General features: G+C 67.0%; 11 protein-coding genes. 5 read left to right on the top strand and 6 right to left on the bottom strand.

Annotation, left to right across the window (positions count from 1 at the left end):
- The first annotated feature begins 382 nt into the window (after positions 1 to 382).
- The 4 genes from BSF38_RS24980 to eno all read left to right on the top strand — a co-directional run bounded on the left by BSF38_RS24980 (position 383) and on the right by eno (position 7,552).
- Entirely contained in the window at positions 383 to 4,249 is a 3,867-nt protein-coding gene (locus BSF38_RS24980) for a hypothetical protein (RefSeq protein WP_076349782.1), read from the top strand.
- A gap of 129 nt (positions 4,250 to 4,378) precedes the next feature.
- On the top strand, positions 4,379 to 5,149 hold the full coding sequence (locus tag BSF38_RS24985) for a sugar phosphate isomerase/epimerase family protein (RefSeq protein ID WP_076349783.1): 771 nt from the start codon (positions 4,379 to 4,381) through the stop codon (positions 5,147 to 5,149).
- 82 nt (positions 5,150 to 5,231) lie between these two features.
- Positions 5,232 to 6,191, top strand: coding sequence for a phosphotransferase family protein (locus BSF38_RS24990; RefSeq protein WP_210405644.1), 960 nt, complete (start codon positions 5,232 to 5,234; stop codon positions 6,189 to 6,191).
- Between the two features lie 29 nt (positions 6,192 to 6,220).
- The gene (eno, locus tag BSF38_RS24995; protein ID WP_076349785.1) at positions 6,221 to 7,552 is read left to right on the top strand and encodes a phosphopyruvate hydratase; all 1,332 of its coding nucleotides are present in this window, start codon (positions 6,221 to 6,223) and stop codon (positions 7,550 to 7,552) included.
- Positions 7,553 to 7,554: 2 nt separating this feature from the next.
- Here the strand turns inward: eno and BSF38_RS25000 are convergent, their stop codons facing one another.
- From BSF38_RS25000 to BSF38_RS25020, 5 genes are all read right to left on the bottom strand, one after another.
- Positions 7,555 to 9,252, bottom strand: a complete 1,698-nt coding sequence (locus tag BSF38_RS25000; RefSeq protein ID WP_076349786.1) for a sigma-70 family RNA polymerase sigma factor — start codon at positions 9,250 to 9,252, stop codon at positions 7,555 to 7,557.
- A 98-nt stretch (positions 9,253 to 9,350) separates the two neighbouring features.
- On the bottom strand, positions 9,351 to 9,884 hold the full coding sequence (locus BSF38_RS25005; RefSeq protein WP_145952312.1) for a hypothetical protein: 534 nt from the start codon (positions 9,882 to 9,884) through the stop codon (positions 9,351 to 9,353).
- A gap of 382 nt (positions 9,885 to 10,266) precedes the next feature.
- A complete protein-coding gene (locus tag BSF38_RS25010) occupies positions 10,267 to 11,868 on the bottom strand; it encodes an NAD(P)/FAD-dependent oxidoreductase (RefSeq protein ID WP_237170606.1) in 1,602 nt (533 codons plus the stop codon).
- Positions 11,869 to 11,938: 70 nt separating this feature from the next.
- Positions 11,939 to 13,648: a SpoIIE family protein phosphatase gene (locus tag BSF38_RS25015; RefSeq protein ID WP_076349789.1), complete on the bottom strand. Its 1,710-nt coding sequence runs from the start codon at positions 13,646 to 13,648 to the stop codon at positions 11,939 to 11,941.
- Positions 13,649 to 13,729: 81 nt separating this feature from the next.
- Positions 13,730 to 15,466 carry a protein kinase domain-containing protein gene (locus tag BSF38_RS25020; RefSeq protein ID WP_076351454.1) on the bottom strand — a complete coding sequence of 579 codons (1,737 nt, stop codon included), beginning with the start codon at positions 15,464 to 15,466 and terminating at the stop codon, positions 13,730 to 13,732.
- Between the two features lie 432 nt (positions 15,467 to 15,898).
- Between BSF38_RS25020 and BSF38_RS25025 the strand changes: the two genes are divergently transcribed.
- Positions 15,899 to 16,720, top strand: coding sequence for a hypothetical protein (locus BSF38_RS25025; RefSeq protein ID WP_076349790.1), 822 nt, complete (start codon positions 15,899 to 15,901; stop codon positions 16,718 to 16,720).
- Between the two features lie 22 nt (positions 16,721 to 16,742).
- Here BSF38_RS25025 and BSF38_RS25030 read toward each other — a convergent pair whose 3' ends face one another.
- Entirely contained in the window at positions 16,743 to 18,329 is a 1,587-nt protein-coding gene (locus BSF38_RS25030; protein WP_076349791.1) for a prenyltransferase/squalene oxidase repeat-containing protein, read from the bottom strand.
- Between the last annotated feature and the right edge of the window lie 9 nt (positions 18,330 to 18,338).

Here is an 18,338-nt window from a genome sequence, read left to right on the forward strand (position 1 = left end):
GCGATACGGACTTCCAGCGTCCACCAAGCGTGTACATCCCAAACGCAAACCGCCCTGTGCCGGTCTGCTCCTCGGATTTTGACACATGAGGAAGCCCATGTCACCCGTATCGGGAAAGCCAAGGGCTGGTCGCGCGTTCCGACGTCGCGACCGAATCGGCGATCCCGCTCTTGCCCGATTTTCGACTTTCGGTTGTAGTGACGCCGATTTCCGGCCGATCCACGATCCATTGCACATCTTCAAGAGGCCCCGTCGAGACGCATTCCGCGCTCGGTTGGGTTGGATAGGCCGGTCAGACTCGCGACCGTTTCCGAGGCAGGACGCCGCGCGACGGTCGCCGGACGATCGATCAAGATTCGAGCGGAGGGGCGGCGAAGGGCTCATGCGCAAAGGATGGCGCGACGGCCTGGCGATATTGGTGATGTCCTTCATGGGGGCGTCGAGCCTCGCTGCGCGCGGTGAGAGCGGCAGGACGGGCACACCCGCTTCGGAACGCGTGGCTCTCGCCGTGGAGCTGAGCTGGAGCGTCGCCGCCGAGGAAGCGGCGCCCGCGTCCGCCACGTCTCGGGAACTGACGATCGAGCTCACGGATGGAGACGTGATCGAGGCGGTCGCATGGCCGCCGACCGATCCGTCGGACCGGCGCGTGATCGAGCCAGCGGACGCCGGCGACGGACCGCGGCGGCTGGGGAGCGAGCCGACGGGCCGGATCAGGGCCCGGATCGAGTCGGGTCTGGCCGCCGAACTCGTGGTGAAGCGCGGCGGACAGGTCGTCCGCTTGCCGCTCGCCGCGATTCTGGAACGTCCTCAGCACATCGCCGCGCCGGCTCCGCTGAGCTTGAAGGTGGAGCGGCTCCCCTGGGACGCCCTCGCCGTCGATTTCGGCGCGGGAGCCGAGTCGGGCGTGTCGGCCCCCGGCGTCGAAGTTCCGGTCACGGTCGGCTACAACATCCTCCATCCGGACGCGGCCGAGGTCACAGTCCGGACGACGGCCGTGCTCAGGCCGATCGGCAAGCAAGAGCCGGTCTGGCGCTTTGAACAGCGCGAGATCGTCCCGGCCAACCGCCACGAACCTCCCTCGCGCCTCTGGTCGGTTCCCGCTCCCGAGCAAGAAGGAACGTACGTCCTCGAACTTCAAGCGGTCTGGGAGGCCGTCGGGGCGCGCGACGGCTCGCGGATCGGCCGGCTGATCCGGCGTCGCAAGGGGACGGCCGTCACGGGGACGGCCTCGCGGCGCGTCGTGCTCGCCGTCGTTGATCCGAAGGCGAAGAGCGCGCCTCTGCTGGTGGGCGATCCGCGTCCTCGCGAGACCGAGGTCGACTCGCTCGATCTGTCGCGCATCCGCAACACGCGGTTCTCGGCCTGGGGACGGTCGCCGGTCTCGCCGGGGTCGCCATGGGAGATCCCGGAAGAGGTCTTCGTCGAGGCGGGCCGTCGTGAGAAGGAACGCGAGCGGCTGAGGAGCTTCATCACAAGGGCCGGGGCCGAGCCGGCGAGCCTGGGCGCGGCCGACGCGACGAGCCTGTCGTGGTCGGCCGTGGCGCTTCACGTCGCTCACCCCGAGAAAGCCCATCGGATCTCGGTGACGATCGCCGGCGGCGAGCCGTCGGCCCTTGGCGTGGCCCTGGTCGACCCGGGGTCGCGCGACCGCGCCCCCCGGCTCTTGCTCGACGCCTGCGGCAGCGGGCCTCCCGTCCTCAAGCCCGGCCCGACGACGACCTTCAACTGGATCTTCTGGCCGGGCACGACCGAGCCCGTGCTGATCCTGCTCAATCGCGACGCGGCCTCGGACGTCCGCATCGGCGGGGTCAAGCTGGTCGAACTCGATCCAACGACCGCCCCGAGGCCGAGCCACCCCCAAGCCGATCCTCCGAAGCGAGGCGTCGGCCTACTTCTCACGGGTCCGAACGCCATCGACCGATTCGGGGGCTCGGGCGAGTCGGGCCTGACCAACTCCCTTGAGACGGTGGTCAACCTGGAGAGCTATCTGGCGGCGTGCGGCGGGACGCTCGTCGTTCTGCCGGAGCACCTCGGCGATCGGCCCGGGCGCCGCGGGCTGTCGGGCCAACTCTGCGAGGATGCGACCGGCCCCGATCGGCTGGACCTGGCCCTCCGCATTCTCCAACGACACGAGAAGACGGCCTGGCTCGAACTCGACCTGGAAGGCAAGCACGCCCTTCCGGGGCTGCCTCCTCCTGACTCGGCCGAGGCGCTCCAGCAAGGGTTGGTGCGGATCGGCCGCCTCGGCGTGGCCGACGGCGCTTCGTACCACCCGTTGAACCCCAGAGTTCGCGACGCCATGAAGGCCCGCGTCGTCGAGAGCCTGGCGAAACGCGGCGACGGCCTCGGCTTTTCGGGCGTGCTGATCCGGCTCGGTCGCGGGCCGACCTTGCTGGGAACGCCCGATACGGGGATGGACGACGACACCTACGCCCGATTCGTGAACGAGACGTTCGGACCGGAGGTCGCCAAGGAGATCCCCGGTCTGAGCACGACCGATCCCGATCGGTTCACCGCGCGTTCGAAATACCTGGCCGGCGTCGGCCGGATGCCCTGGCTGACCTGGCGGGCTCGGGCGATCGCCAAACTCTACACCGAGCTGGCCGAGGCCGCCCGCGCGGCCTCGCCGGGCGCGGTGCTCGCGCTCGCGACGCCGACGCTCGACAGCGGACCGGCCGCCAACGAGGCGAAACGGGTCGACCTCGCCGGCCTCGCGCCCAGTCAGGCGTGGCGCAGCGTCGGCCTCGACCTGGAACTCTGGCCGTCCGGTCCAGAAGCACCGCTCGTGCTCCGCGGCGCCGAACTGGCGTCCGACGCGCTGGCCCACGATCTGGCGGCTCATCCCGATCTCGATGCCAAGGTCGCCGCATTCCCGAATTGCGGCTTCTTGCTCGGCGTCGAGGGCGAGGCGGGAACCAACGAAGCGGGTTCGCCGGCGGACTCTCAGGCGTCGGCCCCGCGCCTGGCCTTGACGTCGCTGCCGCTGGGCGACGGGGCCCAGGCCGACGAACCGCTCGCCCACGCGATCGCCGCGTTCGACGCGCATTGGGTCGTCCTCTCGGCCGCCGCCGTCGCCGGTCACGAGGATCGACTCCGTCGTTATGGCGACGTCCTCGCCCATCTTCCCGCTCGGACGCAGCCCACGCCGGCCGCCTCGCAGGACCGGAAAGACTCGGGCGTCGTCGTCCGATCGCTTGTCGACGGCAAGCACACGATCCTCCAGTTCGCCAACGACACGCCCTATCCGATCCGGATGGCGGGCCTGCTCAAGTCGGCGGACGCCGCGAACGTTGAAGACCTGGGCCGCAATCTCCGCCTGGCCCCGCAATCGGTCGCCGGCGGCCGCCAGTTGGTGATCGACCTGCTCCCGTTCGGCGTCTCGATCATCCGCGTCGACGCTCCCCATGTCGAGCTCGCCGAGACGACGCCTTATCCGTCGGAAGCGGTGCTCACCAGCATGGAAGCGAAGTATCAAGAGCTGTCGAACCAGCTCGCAAGGCTCAATCGCGGCGGGTCCAGCACGCTCGCCGAGCCCGCCAACCCAGGCTTCGAACAGGAACCGGCCGCCCCGGCTTCGGCGACGCCGGCGACGCCGGAAAGTCCGATCCCGGGAGGATGGCGGCTCGACAAGGCGGGCGAGGCCGGCGCGAAACTGACGCTCGACAAGGACCGTCCCCATTCGGGGACGCGAAGCCTGAAGCTCGAAGCGAGCCGGGGCGCCGCCGCGGTCGTCAGCGGCGAGTTCGTCCCCAACTCCGGCTCGACCATGTTGATCCAGGCGCACCTTCGAGGCGACAAGGACAATGCGATCGTCCGGGTCTGGATCGAGGGCGAGAGCGGGGGGCGACCGTACGTCCGACGTTCCGAGATCGTCGTGCCCCGCGAGTGGAAGTCGCTGGCCGTGCGGGCCTCCGACCTCCCCCCAGGAGGGCTCGATTCCGCCCGGCTGAAGTTCGAGGTCGCGGCCGCGGGGTCGCTCTGGCTCGACGACGTGAAGATCGTCGGCGAGGCCACCCCCAAGGCCGTGCGGGTCAACGCCCAGCGGGCGCTGCTGGCGGCGTTGCAGGCGTACCGCGAACAGCGGTTCGCCGATTTCGCCCGGCTCGCCGATTCCCACTGGGCCAAGCATCCCAGCGTCGTCGCCCTGAGCCGGTCGGGCCGCGAGCAAGAGCTTTCCGACTCCCGCGAGAAGCCCGCGGCGGCCGCGCCCGCGGCTTCTGCCCTACCATCGAACCGCACCCTGCGGTAAGATCGGGCCCGATCGATGGAAGGCCGGGAACGCGTTTCGATGCGAAGGCGAGGATGCCTTCGTGGTGTCGACACGCGCGGAAGGGATGACGCCCGGCGGCGCAGCGGACGGTACGAGGAGGAAGAGCCGGTGTTCGTAGCCTGTAGTACACTCTGCTTCGCGAGGGAGCCGCTTGACGTCGCCCTTCGCCAGATCGCCGAGCTGGAGTTCGACAAGTTCGAGCTCGCCGTCGTGGAGGACGGCCAGCATCTTCGCCCCTCGGAGGTCGGCGACGACCCCGAAGCGGCCCTGCTTCGTCTGCGACGCGGGCCGGCGCTGATTCCGTCGTCGCTGTACCTCGATTTCGGACCCGTGGATTGGTCCGATCCGATCCATCGCAAGCGGTTCGACGGCCACTGCCGGTTCGCCAAGATCCTGAACGTGGCCGTCATCACGATGACCGCCGCGCCGGCCGGCTCGTCCGTCGACCAGGAGATCGAGCGGCTCAGGGTCCTCTCGGCGACCGCCATGCGCGAGGGTCTGGTACTCGCGATGCTCACCCATCGCGATTCGATCCTCGGCGATCCCGGCGTCGCGCTCCATCTCTGCAAGACGGTGCCGGGCCTCGGCCTGACCCTCGATCCCAGCCACTACCTGCACGGCTCGCACAAAGAGGCGGACGTCGATCTGCTCTATCCGTACGCTCAGAACGTCCACCTCCGCGACACGGGCAAACACCCCGGCGAGTTCCAGGTGCGGATCGGACAGGGCCAGATCGAGTACGCCCGGGTCGTCAACCAGCTTCAGCGGTACGGGTACAATCGCGCCCTGACCGTCGCGATCCTGGACCGGCTCGAGAACCCATTCGACCGCGAGGTCGAGGTTCGCAAGCTCAAACTGCTGCTGGAAACCCTCCTCTGATCCCATGCACGAGCTGACGCCCGACAACACGACGGAATATCTCCGCAAAGTGGGAAGGGTCGCGCCAGGCGACAGGGTCTCGGTGCGAGAACTGAGCGGCGGCGTTTCGAACGTGGTTCTGCGGGTCGACGTCGACGGCCGTGAGCCGATGGTCGTCAAGCAGTGCCGCGAGCGGCTCCGCGTCGCCGTCGAATGGCTCGCGCGGCTCGATCGGATCTGGGTCGAGCACGCCACGCTCGGCGTCCTGGCCGACATCCTGCCGGACGGGACCGTCCCCAAGGTCCTCTTCGACGACCGCCCCGAATACCTGTTCGCGATGACCTGCGCCCCCGAGGATTCGACGACCTGGAAGTCGCTCCTGATGGACGGCCAGGCCGACGCCGGCATCGCCTCGAATTTAGGGACGCTGCTCGGCACGATCCACGCCGAGGCGCCCCGACATCCGGCGCTCGCGACGACCCTCGCCGACACCAGCCTGTTCGACGAGCTGCGCGTCGATCCCTATTATCGAACGACGGCCAGGGCGCACCCGGCGCTCGCCCCACGGATCGACGCCCTCATCGCCGCCATGAACCTGCCCGAAGGCCGGCGAACCCTGGTCCTGGGCGACTTCAGCCCCAAGAACATCCTGGTCCATGGCGGCGGCCTCATCCTCCTCGACTTTGAATGCGCCCACGCCGGCGACCCGGCTTTCGACCTTGGCTTCTTCCTCAGTCACCTGGCTCTCAAACGCATCCACAAGAGTTTGCAAGACCCAGGCGACGAACCGAAGTACCGGGCGCTTCTCGACGCCTTCTGGACGGCGTATCTTGATCGTGTCGACGACCGACTCGGACCGCGCGACGAGCTGACGAGGCGGGCGGTCGAGCACACGGCGGCCTGCCTGCTGGCGCGGGTCGACGGCAAGAGCCCCGTCGAGTATCTCGACGCCCGGGGACGCGAGGTGGCGCGCGAGTCGGCGATCACCCTCTTCGACGCCCGGCCCGAGACTTGGGAGAGGATGCTCGCAACCCTTGACGCGGCCCTTCCATCGCCATACTGACCACAACACTAGGACAGGGGTTTCCTCGGATGGCTGTTCTCCAGGCGCTCAAGGCTCGGCAAGTCCTCGATTCGCGCGGTCGGCCGACGGTCGAGGTCGACGCGATCGCCTCCAACGGCGCGGTGGGGAGGGCCATCGTCCCCTCGGGCGCGAGCACCGGCCGGCACGAGGCGATCGAGCTGCGCGACTCCGGATCGTCCCGCTACGGCGGCCTCGGAGTCGGCCAGGCGGTGGAGAACGTCCGGACCGTGATCGCTCCCGCCGTGGTCGGAATCGAACTCGACGATCAAGCGGCGATCGACGCGGCCCTGGTCGCGGTCGACGGCACGGCGAACAAGGGTCGGCTGGGGGCGAACGCCCTACTGGGAGTCTCGCTGGCGGTGGCCCACGCGGCGGCGGCGGTCCGGGGCGAGGAATTGTTCGTCCACCTCAACCGTCTCTGGAAGAAACGAGCCAAGGCGGAGCAGGGGGGATCGATCGCGGTCGAACCGACGCTCCCGTTACCGATGGTCAACATGATCTCGGGCGGCCTGCACGCGGGGCGGAACCTCGACATCCAGGACATCCTCATCATTCCGGTCGGCGCCGAGAACTACAGCCACGCCCTGGAGATGATCGTCGCCATGTACCGCGCCGTCGGCGGCGTGCTGTCCGAGATCGGCGCTGAGTCGGTCCTGGTGGGGGACGAGGGGGGATACGGCCCGAAGCTGCGGAACAACGAGCAGGCCTTCGAGGTCGTCGTCGACGCGATGGTCGCCTGCGGCTTCGAGCCCGGGCGCGATGTGGCCATCGCGGTGGACGTCGCGTCGACCCATTTCTTCGACCCGGCGACCAAGACCTATCGGCTCTCCGAGGCCAGCCTGCGGGCGTTCGACAGCGGCGACATGGTCGACATGCTCGCCCGATGGGTCGGGCGCTATCCGATCGTCTCGATCGAGGACGGCCTGGCTGAGGACGATTGGGAAGGCTGGAAGACTCTGACCGAGCGGTTGGGCGGTGCGGTCCAGCTCATCGGCGACGACCTGTTCGTGACCCAGACGGCCCGGCTCGAACGCGGGATCGCATCGAAGACCGCCAACTCGATCCTGATCAAGGTCAACCAGGTCGGCACGCTCAGCGAGACGCTCGACGCGCTCTTGATCGCCCGCCGCCACGGTTATCGGCCGGTCGTCTCGGCCCGGTCGGGCGAGACCGAGGACGCCACGATCGCCGACCTCGCCGTCGGAACGGCCGCCGGCCAGATCAAGATCGGCTCCGTCGCCCGCTCCGAACGCCTCGCCAAGTACAACCGCCTCCTCCGCATCGAGGAATCGCTCGGCCCGAACGCTCCGTTCGCCGGCCGGGCGACCCTGGCTCGTTGAATTCAGCGCGGCTGATCGAGCTTCTCAAGGACTTTGCGCAATTGCGACTCGATCGCGATCAGCCGGCGTTCGAGAGCTTGAATCTTCAGTTCGAGCCCCGGCGTCCGCTGAGGGCCGTTCGACGTATCAACATCGGGGTGATCGGCTTCCTTCGTCTCAGATGAGGCCTTGGATCGCCCCGCGGAGGGGCGATCGCCATGGTCGCCTTGAATTCCAGGGTCGCGACGAACGACCAGTCGGTCGCCGGCCTGGAGATAATAGTTGGTCGAGGCGTCGTCGCCGAGCAGGACCTCGTCGATGTCGACGTGAAGCTTCTCCGGCGGCCCGCCCTTAGGGTCGTTACGCACGAGGACGACGCTTTCATGATCCGCTTGAGGCGTCAGCCCCCCAGCAAAATCCACCGCGTCGAGAATCGTTTCCTTCCCCGTCACCGGCAGTCGGCCGGGGTCGTGAACCTCACCTTGAACGTAGTAGACCTTGCTATTCCATGTTGTGACGTCGACGAAGACGCGGTCGGTATCGCCCGGGGGAGTCTTCTTACCTTCAACATCAAGCCCGAGAACCTCGTCCCCCAGAAAGCGCCGCAAGTGGAGGACGACTTTTTCCTTGATCTCCTTGATCGTCAAGCCGGCAACGTAAACTTCGCCGTAAAAACCAAGCGTGATCTTGCCGTCAGGACGCACCAGCCGCTCGCCTGAAATGGGTCGACCCGGCAGTGCCTCAAGGACTTCGACGAGGATCACATCGGGCGGCTCGACGACGTATTCCTTCACTTCCGGGGCGGGCTGAAGCTTCTTTGTCTCCGATGCACCGCGATCAGCCCGAGGCTTGTCGTCGCGGTCGGCCCGCTTCGCCGTCTGCGCCGCGAGTCCCAGACCGATCGACGCCACCAGCGCCAGGCAGGTGGGAACCGCAATCATTCCGAGCTTCGTCATTACCATCCTCCTTATGACGTGAAGGGAAAGGCTCGCGACGCGCGCCGCGACGACCTTGGAGACGGACTGGCCGGAGGCAACCTTCGCCGCGGCCTGGACGGTACTTCGAACGAGCGCCGACGAGAGGGGAAGGACCGCCGGCGCCGGATCGACGTCGGCGACGCCTCGGTGGACGAGCCGACGGCGGAGCAGTTCGCGCGCTCGCGCCACGCGGCTGCGGACCGTCCCGATCGGGCAGGCGAGCCGAGCGGCGGCTTGCTCGTGGGTCAGGCTCTCCCAGTAGCAGAGGACGACGACGGATCGGTAGCGATCGGGCAGGCGGAGGACTTCCTCCTGGATCGCGAGGCCGCGAGACGCCTCGTCGTCCAGGGCGGGGACCACGGCCAGTTGCACGTGTTCGCGCTCGCGCTTCCGCCGCTTCGCGGCCTCGACTCGCGCCCGGGCCGAAACCCGAGCGGCGACGCCGTAGAGCCAGCTCCCGATCGAGTCGAGCTTGCGGATCGTCCGGAACTGCTTGACGAGCACCAGGAACGTCGCCTGGAAGGCGTCCTCGGCGTCGTGCGGGTCGTTCAGGACGTTGCGGCAGACGCGCAGGACCATCGGGCCGTGCCGCGTCACCAGCACTTCCAACAACGCTTCCGCGTCGTCGGCCGACGCCCTGGAGATCCGGGCTATCAGTTCCCGATCGGTGAGACCAGCGGCCGTCCCCACCTGGAACAGGGTCGTCAGGTCGCGCTGAAGCCGCTCGGGCGAACCACCGGCCATGCCTTGCCTCCCCGCTCGTGAACCAACCTGCTCGCGTTTCCCGATAGTGCCAGAAACGCGCGCAAGCTATCCATGAGTTCGAGGAGATTTTCCGGCCCTCAGCCGGTCGGCAGCTTTCCGGGCTTCACCACGATCTTGTCGATCGATCCGTGATGGTGGGTCGAGCCGTTGACGGAAGGCGGGGGAACCGCCCCTGGTGCCGGAGCGCCCGATGCGGTGAGCCGGCGGCTGACGTCCATCAGGAGGAAGAGCCCAGCAGAGGCGGTCACCAGCAGGACGACGGAGGCGACGGGCCAGATCGTCGCTTTCGAGAAGAGGAAATCTTCGTCGCGGCTGATCGTGGCCAGCACGGCTCGGGAGCCGATCATCGCCGCCCAGGCGATGAACAGGACGGCCCATGCTTGAAAAAGCCGGAAATGCCAGGGAGTCGCGATCGGCGAGCCCCCGCGATCGCGGCCGGTCGCTGGATCGAGAGCCGCCCCGTCCCCCTTGAGCAAGAAGCGCGGAAGATCGCCAGGCCGGGCCGCCGCCTGGGACGCCTCGTCGTCGGGCTCGACCGCTCCGTCCCAGTCGTCGTCCCAGTCGTCGCCGGCGCGGTCGTCGTCTTCGTCCGAAGAGAAATCCTCGGTCAACGCCTCGATCTCGTAAGACGACGAACTGGGATCCAGTCGAGGACGAGTCAGATCGTGTCGAAGATCGTGACGCGCTGGGCCGTCGATCGAGTCGGGGAGCCGTGCCGCCAGCTCACCGATATCGAATCGAAACTGGCACTTGGGGCAGCGCGCATGGTGCGGAACCGCTGCCACATAGTTAGGCACGCGGCCCGAAAATCCACAACTCGGACACTGGATGACCATAACGATCTCGCGCTCGGATCGGTTCAATCTATGAGCGGAGACGTTATGTTAAAGCTCTGAGCAACGACTTCCAACTGGAAAATCGAAACATTTCAGGAGCCGCGTCGACTCGTTGATTTGAACAAACACTGTACTCTGAATGCGGCGCGTACTCAGCTTATCGGGAGGCCGAGTAGGTCGCGACGAAGGCCCGCGCGGTGCGGAGTCCGTCGACGGCGGCGCTGATGATGCCGCCCGCGTAGCCCGCTCCCTCGCCACAGGGGAAGAGGCCCGCGACGGTCGGGCTCTGGCGCGAGACCGGGTCGCGGGGGATGCGGACCGGGGAGCTGCCCCGGGATTCCGGGCCGGTCAGGGTCGCGTTCTTGAGGAACTGGCGGTCGAGCCGCCGGTCCATGGTCGGCAGGCCGCGGACGAGGGCCAGGGCCACCTTCTCGGGCAGCAACGGGCCGAGGTCGGTGGTCGTCGTCATGCCTCGCGTGTAGCTGGAAGGGAGCTTGCCCCGGCTCGGGCGGCCGGCGAGGAAGTCGCTCACCCACTGGATCGGCGCCCCGTACGATCGGCCGGCGGCCAGGTACGCGGCGCGCTCGTAATGCTGCTGAAAGTGGACCCCCGCGAGTGGGTGCGAGCCCGATTCGGCCGGGTCGATCGTGACGACCAGCCCGCTGTTGGAAAACGGCGAGTCGTGGCGGCTCTCGCTCATGCCATTGGTGGCGAAATAGCCCGGCTCGCTGACGCTCGGCATCACGAAGCCGCCGGCGCACATGCAGAAGGTGAACAGGTCGCACTTCCCGGCGCGGACCGACATGATGTAGTCGGCCGCGCCCAGGGCCGGATGACCCTGGCGGCCGCCGTGGCGCGCCTTGTCGATCTGCTCTTGAGGCTGCTCGATGCGAACGCCGAACTGGAACGGCTTGGACTCGATCGGGACGCCCCGGCGAAGCAGCATATGATAGGTGTCGCGGGCGCTGTGGCCGACGGCCAGGACGGCGGCGTCGGCCGCGATGTAGCCCGAGCTGGTCGAGACGCCGCGCAGCCGGCCGTCGACGAGGTCGAGGTCTTCGACCCGGCACGAGAACCGGACCTCGCCGCCGAGGTCTTCGAGCTTCCGCCGCAGCGTCCGCACGATGAGGGGGAGGCGGTTCGAGCCCAGGTGCGGGCGATGCTCGTAGATGATCGACGGCTTGGCGTGGCACTCGGCGAGGATTTCGAGGACGCGAAGCACGTCGGGGCCGCCGCTCCGCGAGGTCAGCTTGCCGTCGCTGAACGTGCCGGCGCCCCCCTCGCCGAACAGGTAGTTGCTCTCGGGGTCGACCGCTCCGCCGGCGTCGAAGCCGCGAACGTCGGCGACGCGGTCCTTGACGGCGCGACCGCGTTCGAGGATCAGCGGCCGGTAGCCTTGCAGCGCGAGCATATAGCCGGCGATCAGGCCCGCGGGCCCCGCGCCGACGATCACCGGGCGATGCTCAAGCGCCCGAGGACCCGGCTCGGGCCAGTCGAATTGATCGGCCTGGTAGGGCTGGACGTCGAAGCCCAGCGCGGCGATCGCGCGGTCGGCGGCTTCGGCGGGCAGCTCGACCTCCATCGCGTAGTTGAAATGGAGATCGTCGCGACGCCGCGCGTCGAGGCTCTTGCGGAGAATCCGCCAGCCCAGAACCGCGTCGGGGTTGAGCTTCAGCCGGGCGGCGATCCGCGACGGCAGAAGCTCCTCGGCGTCGTCGAGTTCGAGGCGAACGTTGTTGATCTTGACCGACATTTTCATAAGTAAATCAGAGGGCAGGACCAAGCCTGCATTGGAGGAGGGCGGCCTCGGTTCGACCGGACCGGCTCGATTAGTGAGCCGAGGGACCGAAGCAGATCAGGGTGATGTCGTCGACCTGGACGTGGCCCGACGAGTATTCGCGAACTTCCTGGAGGATCGCCTTGCCGACGGCCACCGGGCCGCCCGACGTCTCGGCGATCCGCCGCAACAGGCGCCGGTTGTCGCGGCTGTCGTACAGCTCTTCACTCAGGTTGCGGGCGTCGGTGACGCCGTCGGAGTAGACCGTGACCACGTCGCCCGGCGCAAGCTCGACTTCAAGCTCCTTGTAGTCGGCCCCCGGCATGATCCCCAGCGGGAAGCCGGCCACCTCCTCGCCGACTTCCTCGATCTTGCCGCTGGCGCGGCGGATCAGGATCGGCAGGTGCCCGGCCGAGGCTAGCGACAACGTCTTCCGGTTGACGTCGAGGACGCTCAGGCTCAGGGTGATGAACTTCTCCTCGATGCCCGCGGAGAAGAGCAGGTGGTTGAGCTCGTCGGCCGCCGCCGAGGGGGTGTTCTCGGTGAGAATGCAGTACCGCGTGTCGCCCGAGAACTTGGCCATCATGAGCGCGGCCGAAACCCCCTTGCCCGAAACGTCGCCCAGCGCGATCGCGCAGCGGTCGCCGGAAAGCTGGACGAAGTCGTAGTAGTCGCCGCCGACCTCGTAGGCCGGCTCATAGTGGGCGAAGAACTCGTAGCCCGGAATCTGCGGCACCGATTGCGGCAGAAACCGCTTCTGCACCTGTTCCGCCAGCTTCAGGTCGCGGTCGATCCGCTCGCGTTCGAGCAACGACTCGTGGAGCTTGGCGTTCTGGATCGAGATCGCCGCCTGGCCGGCGACGGCGGCGAGGACGTCGAGGTCTTCCTGGTGGAACTGCTTGCGGTCGCTGGTGTCGAGCTGGATGATCCCCACCGCCTGGCCGTCGGGCGTGAGCATCGGCACGCACATCACCGATCGGATCTTGAGATCGGCGATCGACGCGCTGGTGGGCAGATTTTTGTCGGTGCTCGCGTCCTGGCTGAGCACGGCCTTCTTCTGGCCGAGCACGTGGTTGAGCAGCGACCGGCTCATCATCATGGGCGCTTCGTCGGCGGGTGCCGTCGGATGGAAGTTGGTGCGGCCCCGGCCGGGCCGGTGCTTGGAAGCCTTGCGCACCAGCCGCTTGGTCTCGGGATCGACGAGGACCAGGAACAGCCGCTCCGCCTGCGGGAACAACTCCATCAACGAATCGAGGACCCGCGGCGCGACGTGGTCGATCGTCAGCTCGGTCGAGAGGTTGCGGGTGATTTCGAGGATCGCCTTCAGCTTGACCTCGGGCTTGACCATGCTGGCGACGGCGCTCGAGCGCGAAGCGTCGAGCGTGTGCAACGGGGGGACGTCGTACTGATCGCCGTCGGCCACGATCACGACCTCGCTCTCGTCGGCCGCCGAGTCGCTGGGAGGCTTGACGTAGAAGACGAACTCGACGTCGCAGATGTTGATTCGATCGCCGGGGACGAGTTGGTGGTCGCTGCCTGGGATGAGCTTCGCGTTATTGACCTTGGTCATGTTCCGCGACTTCAGGTCGCAGACGAAGAAATCCTCTCCCTTGCGATAGATCTCGGCGTGCTTGCGGCTGACTCCGTTCGGGTCCAGAACGATATGGCAGTGCTCAGGCGATCGACCGATCACGGTCCGTTCGCTTTTCAGCTCGATGATCTGTCCCGCGGTGGCGCCGTTGGCGCGTTTCAGGAAAGCCATACCCGTTCTCCGAGGCCCGAAGCTCTACTCTCTCGTCTCGATCCCGCCCGCCGTCGGTCGCCGGACGGCCCATGCTGCACGCTATCGGACGGCAAGATCGAGTGAACGCACGCGATCGAGCAAAATCAGCAGACGAACCTGAAGCCCCGTCAACTTGGGACGAAGCACCGCCTGGCCCGTCGTGCCCGGCTGCGAGACGAGCTTCAGCGCGTCCGTGACGATCTCGACGCAAAAATCGATAAGTCCCGGATCGGACACCGGCCGATCGGTCCGGTTGGCGATCCGGCTGACCCGCTCGATCACGCCGTCGAGATCGCGCTTCAACAAGACCTCGCCGGTTTCCAAGGTCTCGACCAGCTCCTCGTCGCGCGTCTGCCTGGACTTCCAGCCGTTGATCTCGCGAGCCAGGGCCGCAACCCGATCGCCGTCTCGTTCACGATACAATACTCGACCGAGTTGAAGATAGGCGGGCGAGGTCCATTCCGATCTCGGGAAGTAGCCGGGGACCGCCAGCCAGGCCGCCGCGAGTTCTCGCGGGGGGGCCGTCAACTGGGCGTAGCGATACTGCGCCTCGGGGTTATCCATCTTGGGGATCGACGCCCACCGCGGTCCGATTCCCAGCGCGGGCGGAAGCGAGGCCGCCTGCCGCTGAGCCTCGGCGTCTTCCCGCGAACGAGACTGCCATCCTAGCAGGCCGCCGATCGCCAGGCCGCACGCGGCGATGAGCCCCAGAACCCCCGGACGGAACCAGGTATGATCGTTGAGGGCCAGGCGCAAGGGACCACTCAGCAGCTTCGATGAAGCGCTCAGGAGTTTCGACCCCCGGGGCTCCGTCGACGGCCGGCTTTCAAACTCGTACTGTTCCTGGGTCGCGGCGATCCCGGTGATGTCGCCCATCAGCCCACTGGCGACGGGTTGCAACAACGCCCGGATCTTGGCGAGGTCGACGAGCATCTCCGCGGCCGACTGGTATCGGTCGTCGGGCTTCTTCGCCATCAACTTGAGCACCAGGCGATCGAGCTCGATCGGAACCTCGGGGCGACGGACGCGCATGCTCGGCGCCTGCTCGCGAACATGCTTGAGCGCCAGCGCCACGGTCGATTCGGCTCGAAACGGGGGCTCGCCGACGATCATGTGGTAGAAGGTGACCCCCAGCGAATAGAGGTCGCTGCGATGGTCCATCGCATGCCCCTGGGCCTGCTCGGGGCTCATGTACAACGGCGTCCCCATGGTCGTACCGTGCTGGGTCACGTGATGGCGGTCCGAGTCCATGTCGCGACAGAGGCCGAAATCGGCCACCTTGATCCGCCCCTTGCGAGTCAGCAGCAAATTCTCGGGCTTGATGTCGCGGTGAATCAGGCCGACCTCGCCGGCCGCGCCGATCGCATGGCCCGCCTGCCGCATGATCGACAACGCCAGCGGCAGGTCGAGCGAACCTTTCTTGAGCAAGTACTCGCGCAGATTCGTCCCCTGCACGTACTCCATCGCGATGAAATGGATGTCGTCGACGCAGCCGAGCGTGTAGACCTGCACGATATTAGCGTGGTTCAGCTTGGCCACCGCCGTGGCTTCGATCCCGAATCGACTTAAATAGGCGGGACGCGAAACCCATTCGGGAAGCAAGACCTTGACCGCGACGTGCCGGTTGAGGCTGACCTGCTTGGCCAGGTAGACCTCGCCCATTCCCCCCCGGCCGATGAACCGCTCAACCTGGAAATCGCCCAGGACCCGACCGGTCAGGTCGCGCTCTTCTACTCCAGACGCGTCGGACCAGGGCATGGTTTCCTCTGTCTTGGCCCGTTCGGGTTCGGCTTTCATGGCGTCGACCACACTCCTCGGCGAAAGAGGACGCAGGGCTCACGTCGACTTCTTCAACGCGGTCGAACAACCTCTAGTCTAGGATGTACCGGTGCCACCGGGAAGGGAAAACCCGGTCCCGACGCGGCGACGACTCCTCACCTTGGACCATAACACACGATAGCGGTCAGGCATGGAAACGGGAAGCCGGTGCTCACGGCGGCCCAAGCGACCTTTCTGATTCGCGTCGACTCGGTTCGGGTCGACGAGCCGCGAGGACGCGGTCGATCTTCAGGAATAGGTCGAACGTCCGGAAGGATCCACGCGGAGTTGGAAATTCCAGCGGTCGGCGCATTGATCGCATCGATGGAGACGGGATATTGTAGACTCAAAGAGAGCCGGGCGAAGCGCCGGAGCCGATGATCCCGCTTGGGCCGTGATGGAGTAACGAGTATGAGCGATTCAGGGTGGTTCGCGACCGGACGCCTTCTCGTCATCGTTTTGATCGGCTTGCTCGCGACAGGTTCCCGGGCCTCCGCCCAGCGCCCGGAGGCCGTCCCGGGGTTCGACGTCGAGATCGACCATGCGACGGGGATGCCCCAACTGCCGCCGCAAGGGGCCTGGGGCGAGATCATCAACGTCACCGACCGGTGGCTCGTCCTTCAGAACCATGTCGGCCAGCAGTTTCCCATCGCCGTCGAGGACATCGAGGAGTTCTTGATCCGCTGGCCTTCCAGCATCGACCAGATCTCCGCGCAGGCGCTGGTGGAGGCCGTCGGCCCCACGCCGGGGTCGAACATCGTCCGCGCCGGACACGTCGATCACTTTGAAGGCCCGGACCGAATGCTCGTCACGCCGACTTACAACGAGATCCTGCCGAACAACATGGCGGTCACCACGATCGATCCCGGCTTCAACCGGTTCATGAACGCCTGGGATTACGGCGGCCAGAACATGCTTTACGGTTGGGCATACCCGGTCATGCCGGGAGCGGGGGGCGGAAACCCGACGCGCTTGCACATCGTCGGCAACCTGCTCAGCCGCCAGCCGTTCCAGATCGGCGTACTCGGCAACAACATCGCCACGATCGTGCCCGACCAGGCCAACCAGATGACCGTGACCCAGGTCACCCAGGGCTCGACGCGCTACACCCGCAAAGGGGATTACGCGTTTCTGATGCCCCGGGAGGCGAAGCCGCGCGGCTTGTGGGTCTCGCAACTGGTTCTCTACAAGACGATTCCGCTGCGGCAGTTCAACAACGCCGCGGCCCGCTGAGTCGAGCCGAAACCCGCCTCGGTTATTTCTTCTTCTGCGGATCGCCGACCTTGGGCGCGTCCGGCAGGGGATCGGAGTCGGCGGTCCGGTAGAGCGGCAGGTAGCGGTAATAGACCTCAAGGGTCAGCACCGAGAGCGAAGTCTGGAACAGCCGGCCGGCCGTCATTCCCCAGCGGTCCGGGACCGGCTGCGCGGGGTCCCAGCTACCGCCGGTGCACGACTCGTTCACCACCTGCGACTTGACGAGTTCTTCTCGCACGCGCGGATTCCAGCGATCCCAGTCTTTGTCCTTCATGTTGTGGAGGAGCTGGGTGGCGTAGTACCAGTAGTAGATGTTGCGCTCGGACGATTTTTCGAGATCCGCCGAGACGCGGCCGACGCCCTTCAGCAAGGAGGGATGATCGCGGGGCCACCCCAGGAGCTGCCGCCCCACGAGGGCCTCGGCGGTCATGATCGGCGAAGCGGGCCGGCCCACCAGGTACGCGTAGATCGTTTTCTTGCCGTCGGCCGCCGCCAGGTTGAGGTAGTCGTTGCAACCTCGGAGCGTCGACCGAGGGATCGTCAAGCCGGCCATGTGGCCACTCCGCAAGGCGAAGATGTGCCAGCCGAAGACCGACGTATCGCCAGCCTGGCCGGGGACGTACCGCCAGCCCCCGGTCTGGGGGTCCTGCGAAGCCACGATGAAGGCGATGGCGCGGCGGGCCGGCTCCGCCAGCTTGGGGTCTCGCGACAATCCATAAGCCTCGCAGAGGGCCATCGATGCGATCGCGTGGCTGTACAGGTAGCTGATCCCGGTGCCTCCGACGTGAAGGTCGCCGTTCTCCTGCTGGTGCTCGCAGAGCCATTCCAGGCCGCGCCGAATCGCCTCTTGATGGCGGCTTTTCACCGTGTGGATGTAGCCGGCGCCGAGCAGCGGCAGGAGGGCCAGCCCGGTCGCCCCGGTCTGAGACTCGATACCGAATTGCGCCGGGCACGACTGGCAGACCTCGTTGACGTTCAAGACCCACGAGCCGTCGGACTTTTGATGGCGGACGATCCATGCCAGCCCGTCTTCCACGCACTTCTCCGAATGCACCGTGCCGCCTTCCCGGCGGACGAGCTTGGCGCGATCGAGTCCCTGTCGGCCTGAGAACGGCGCGGTGATGTGCTCGCCAAGGCCTGGAAGCGCCTCGGTCCCCCGGAGCGAGAGCCCCAGGTTCTTCATCGGCTCGGGCCCGGCCAGGTCCGGCGCGAAGTCGACCAGATTCGTGATCCGCGGCTGCGCCGAGAGCTGCATCAGCGGGTCGGCGGGTTGAAGCCCCAGCGATGGCGGGTCGGAACTGTCCGCGTTCGTGAACGGGTCGCCGGCGCGGTCGGCCTCGACGAGCGACGTCAGGTCAGCGATCTCCGGCATCGCAAACTCGCCCACAAACGAGCGGTCCGCCGTCAGGCCGCCGCTCGATCGGATCAGAATGGCGAGGAGGAGCAGCGCGAGCGCGTGCAGGAGCACGCTCAGCCCCCACGACGGCACCGATCGCAGGGTGTCGACGTGGACATCCCTGCCGACGAACGGGAGCGGCGTCCGACCGATGCGTTCGAGCGCCTTGACCAACACGTTGCGCAGGGTCATGGGCCGACT

The organism is Paludisphaera borealis, assembly GCF_001956985.1.
Taxonomy (GTDB): Bacteria; Planctomycetota; Planctomycetia; order Isosphaerales; family Isosphaeraceae; genus Paludisphaera; species Paludisphaera borealis.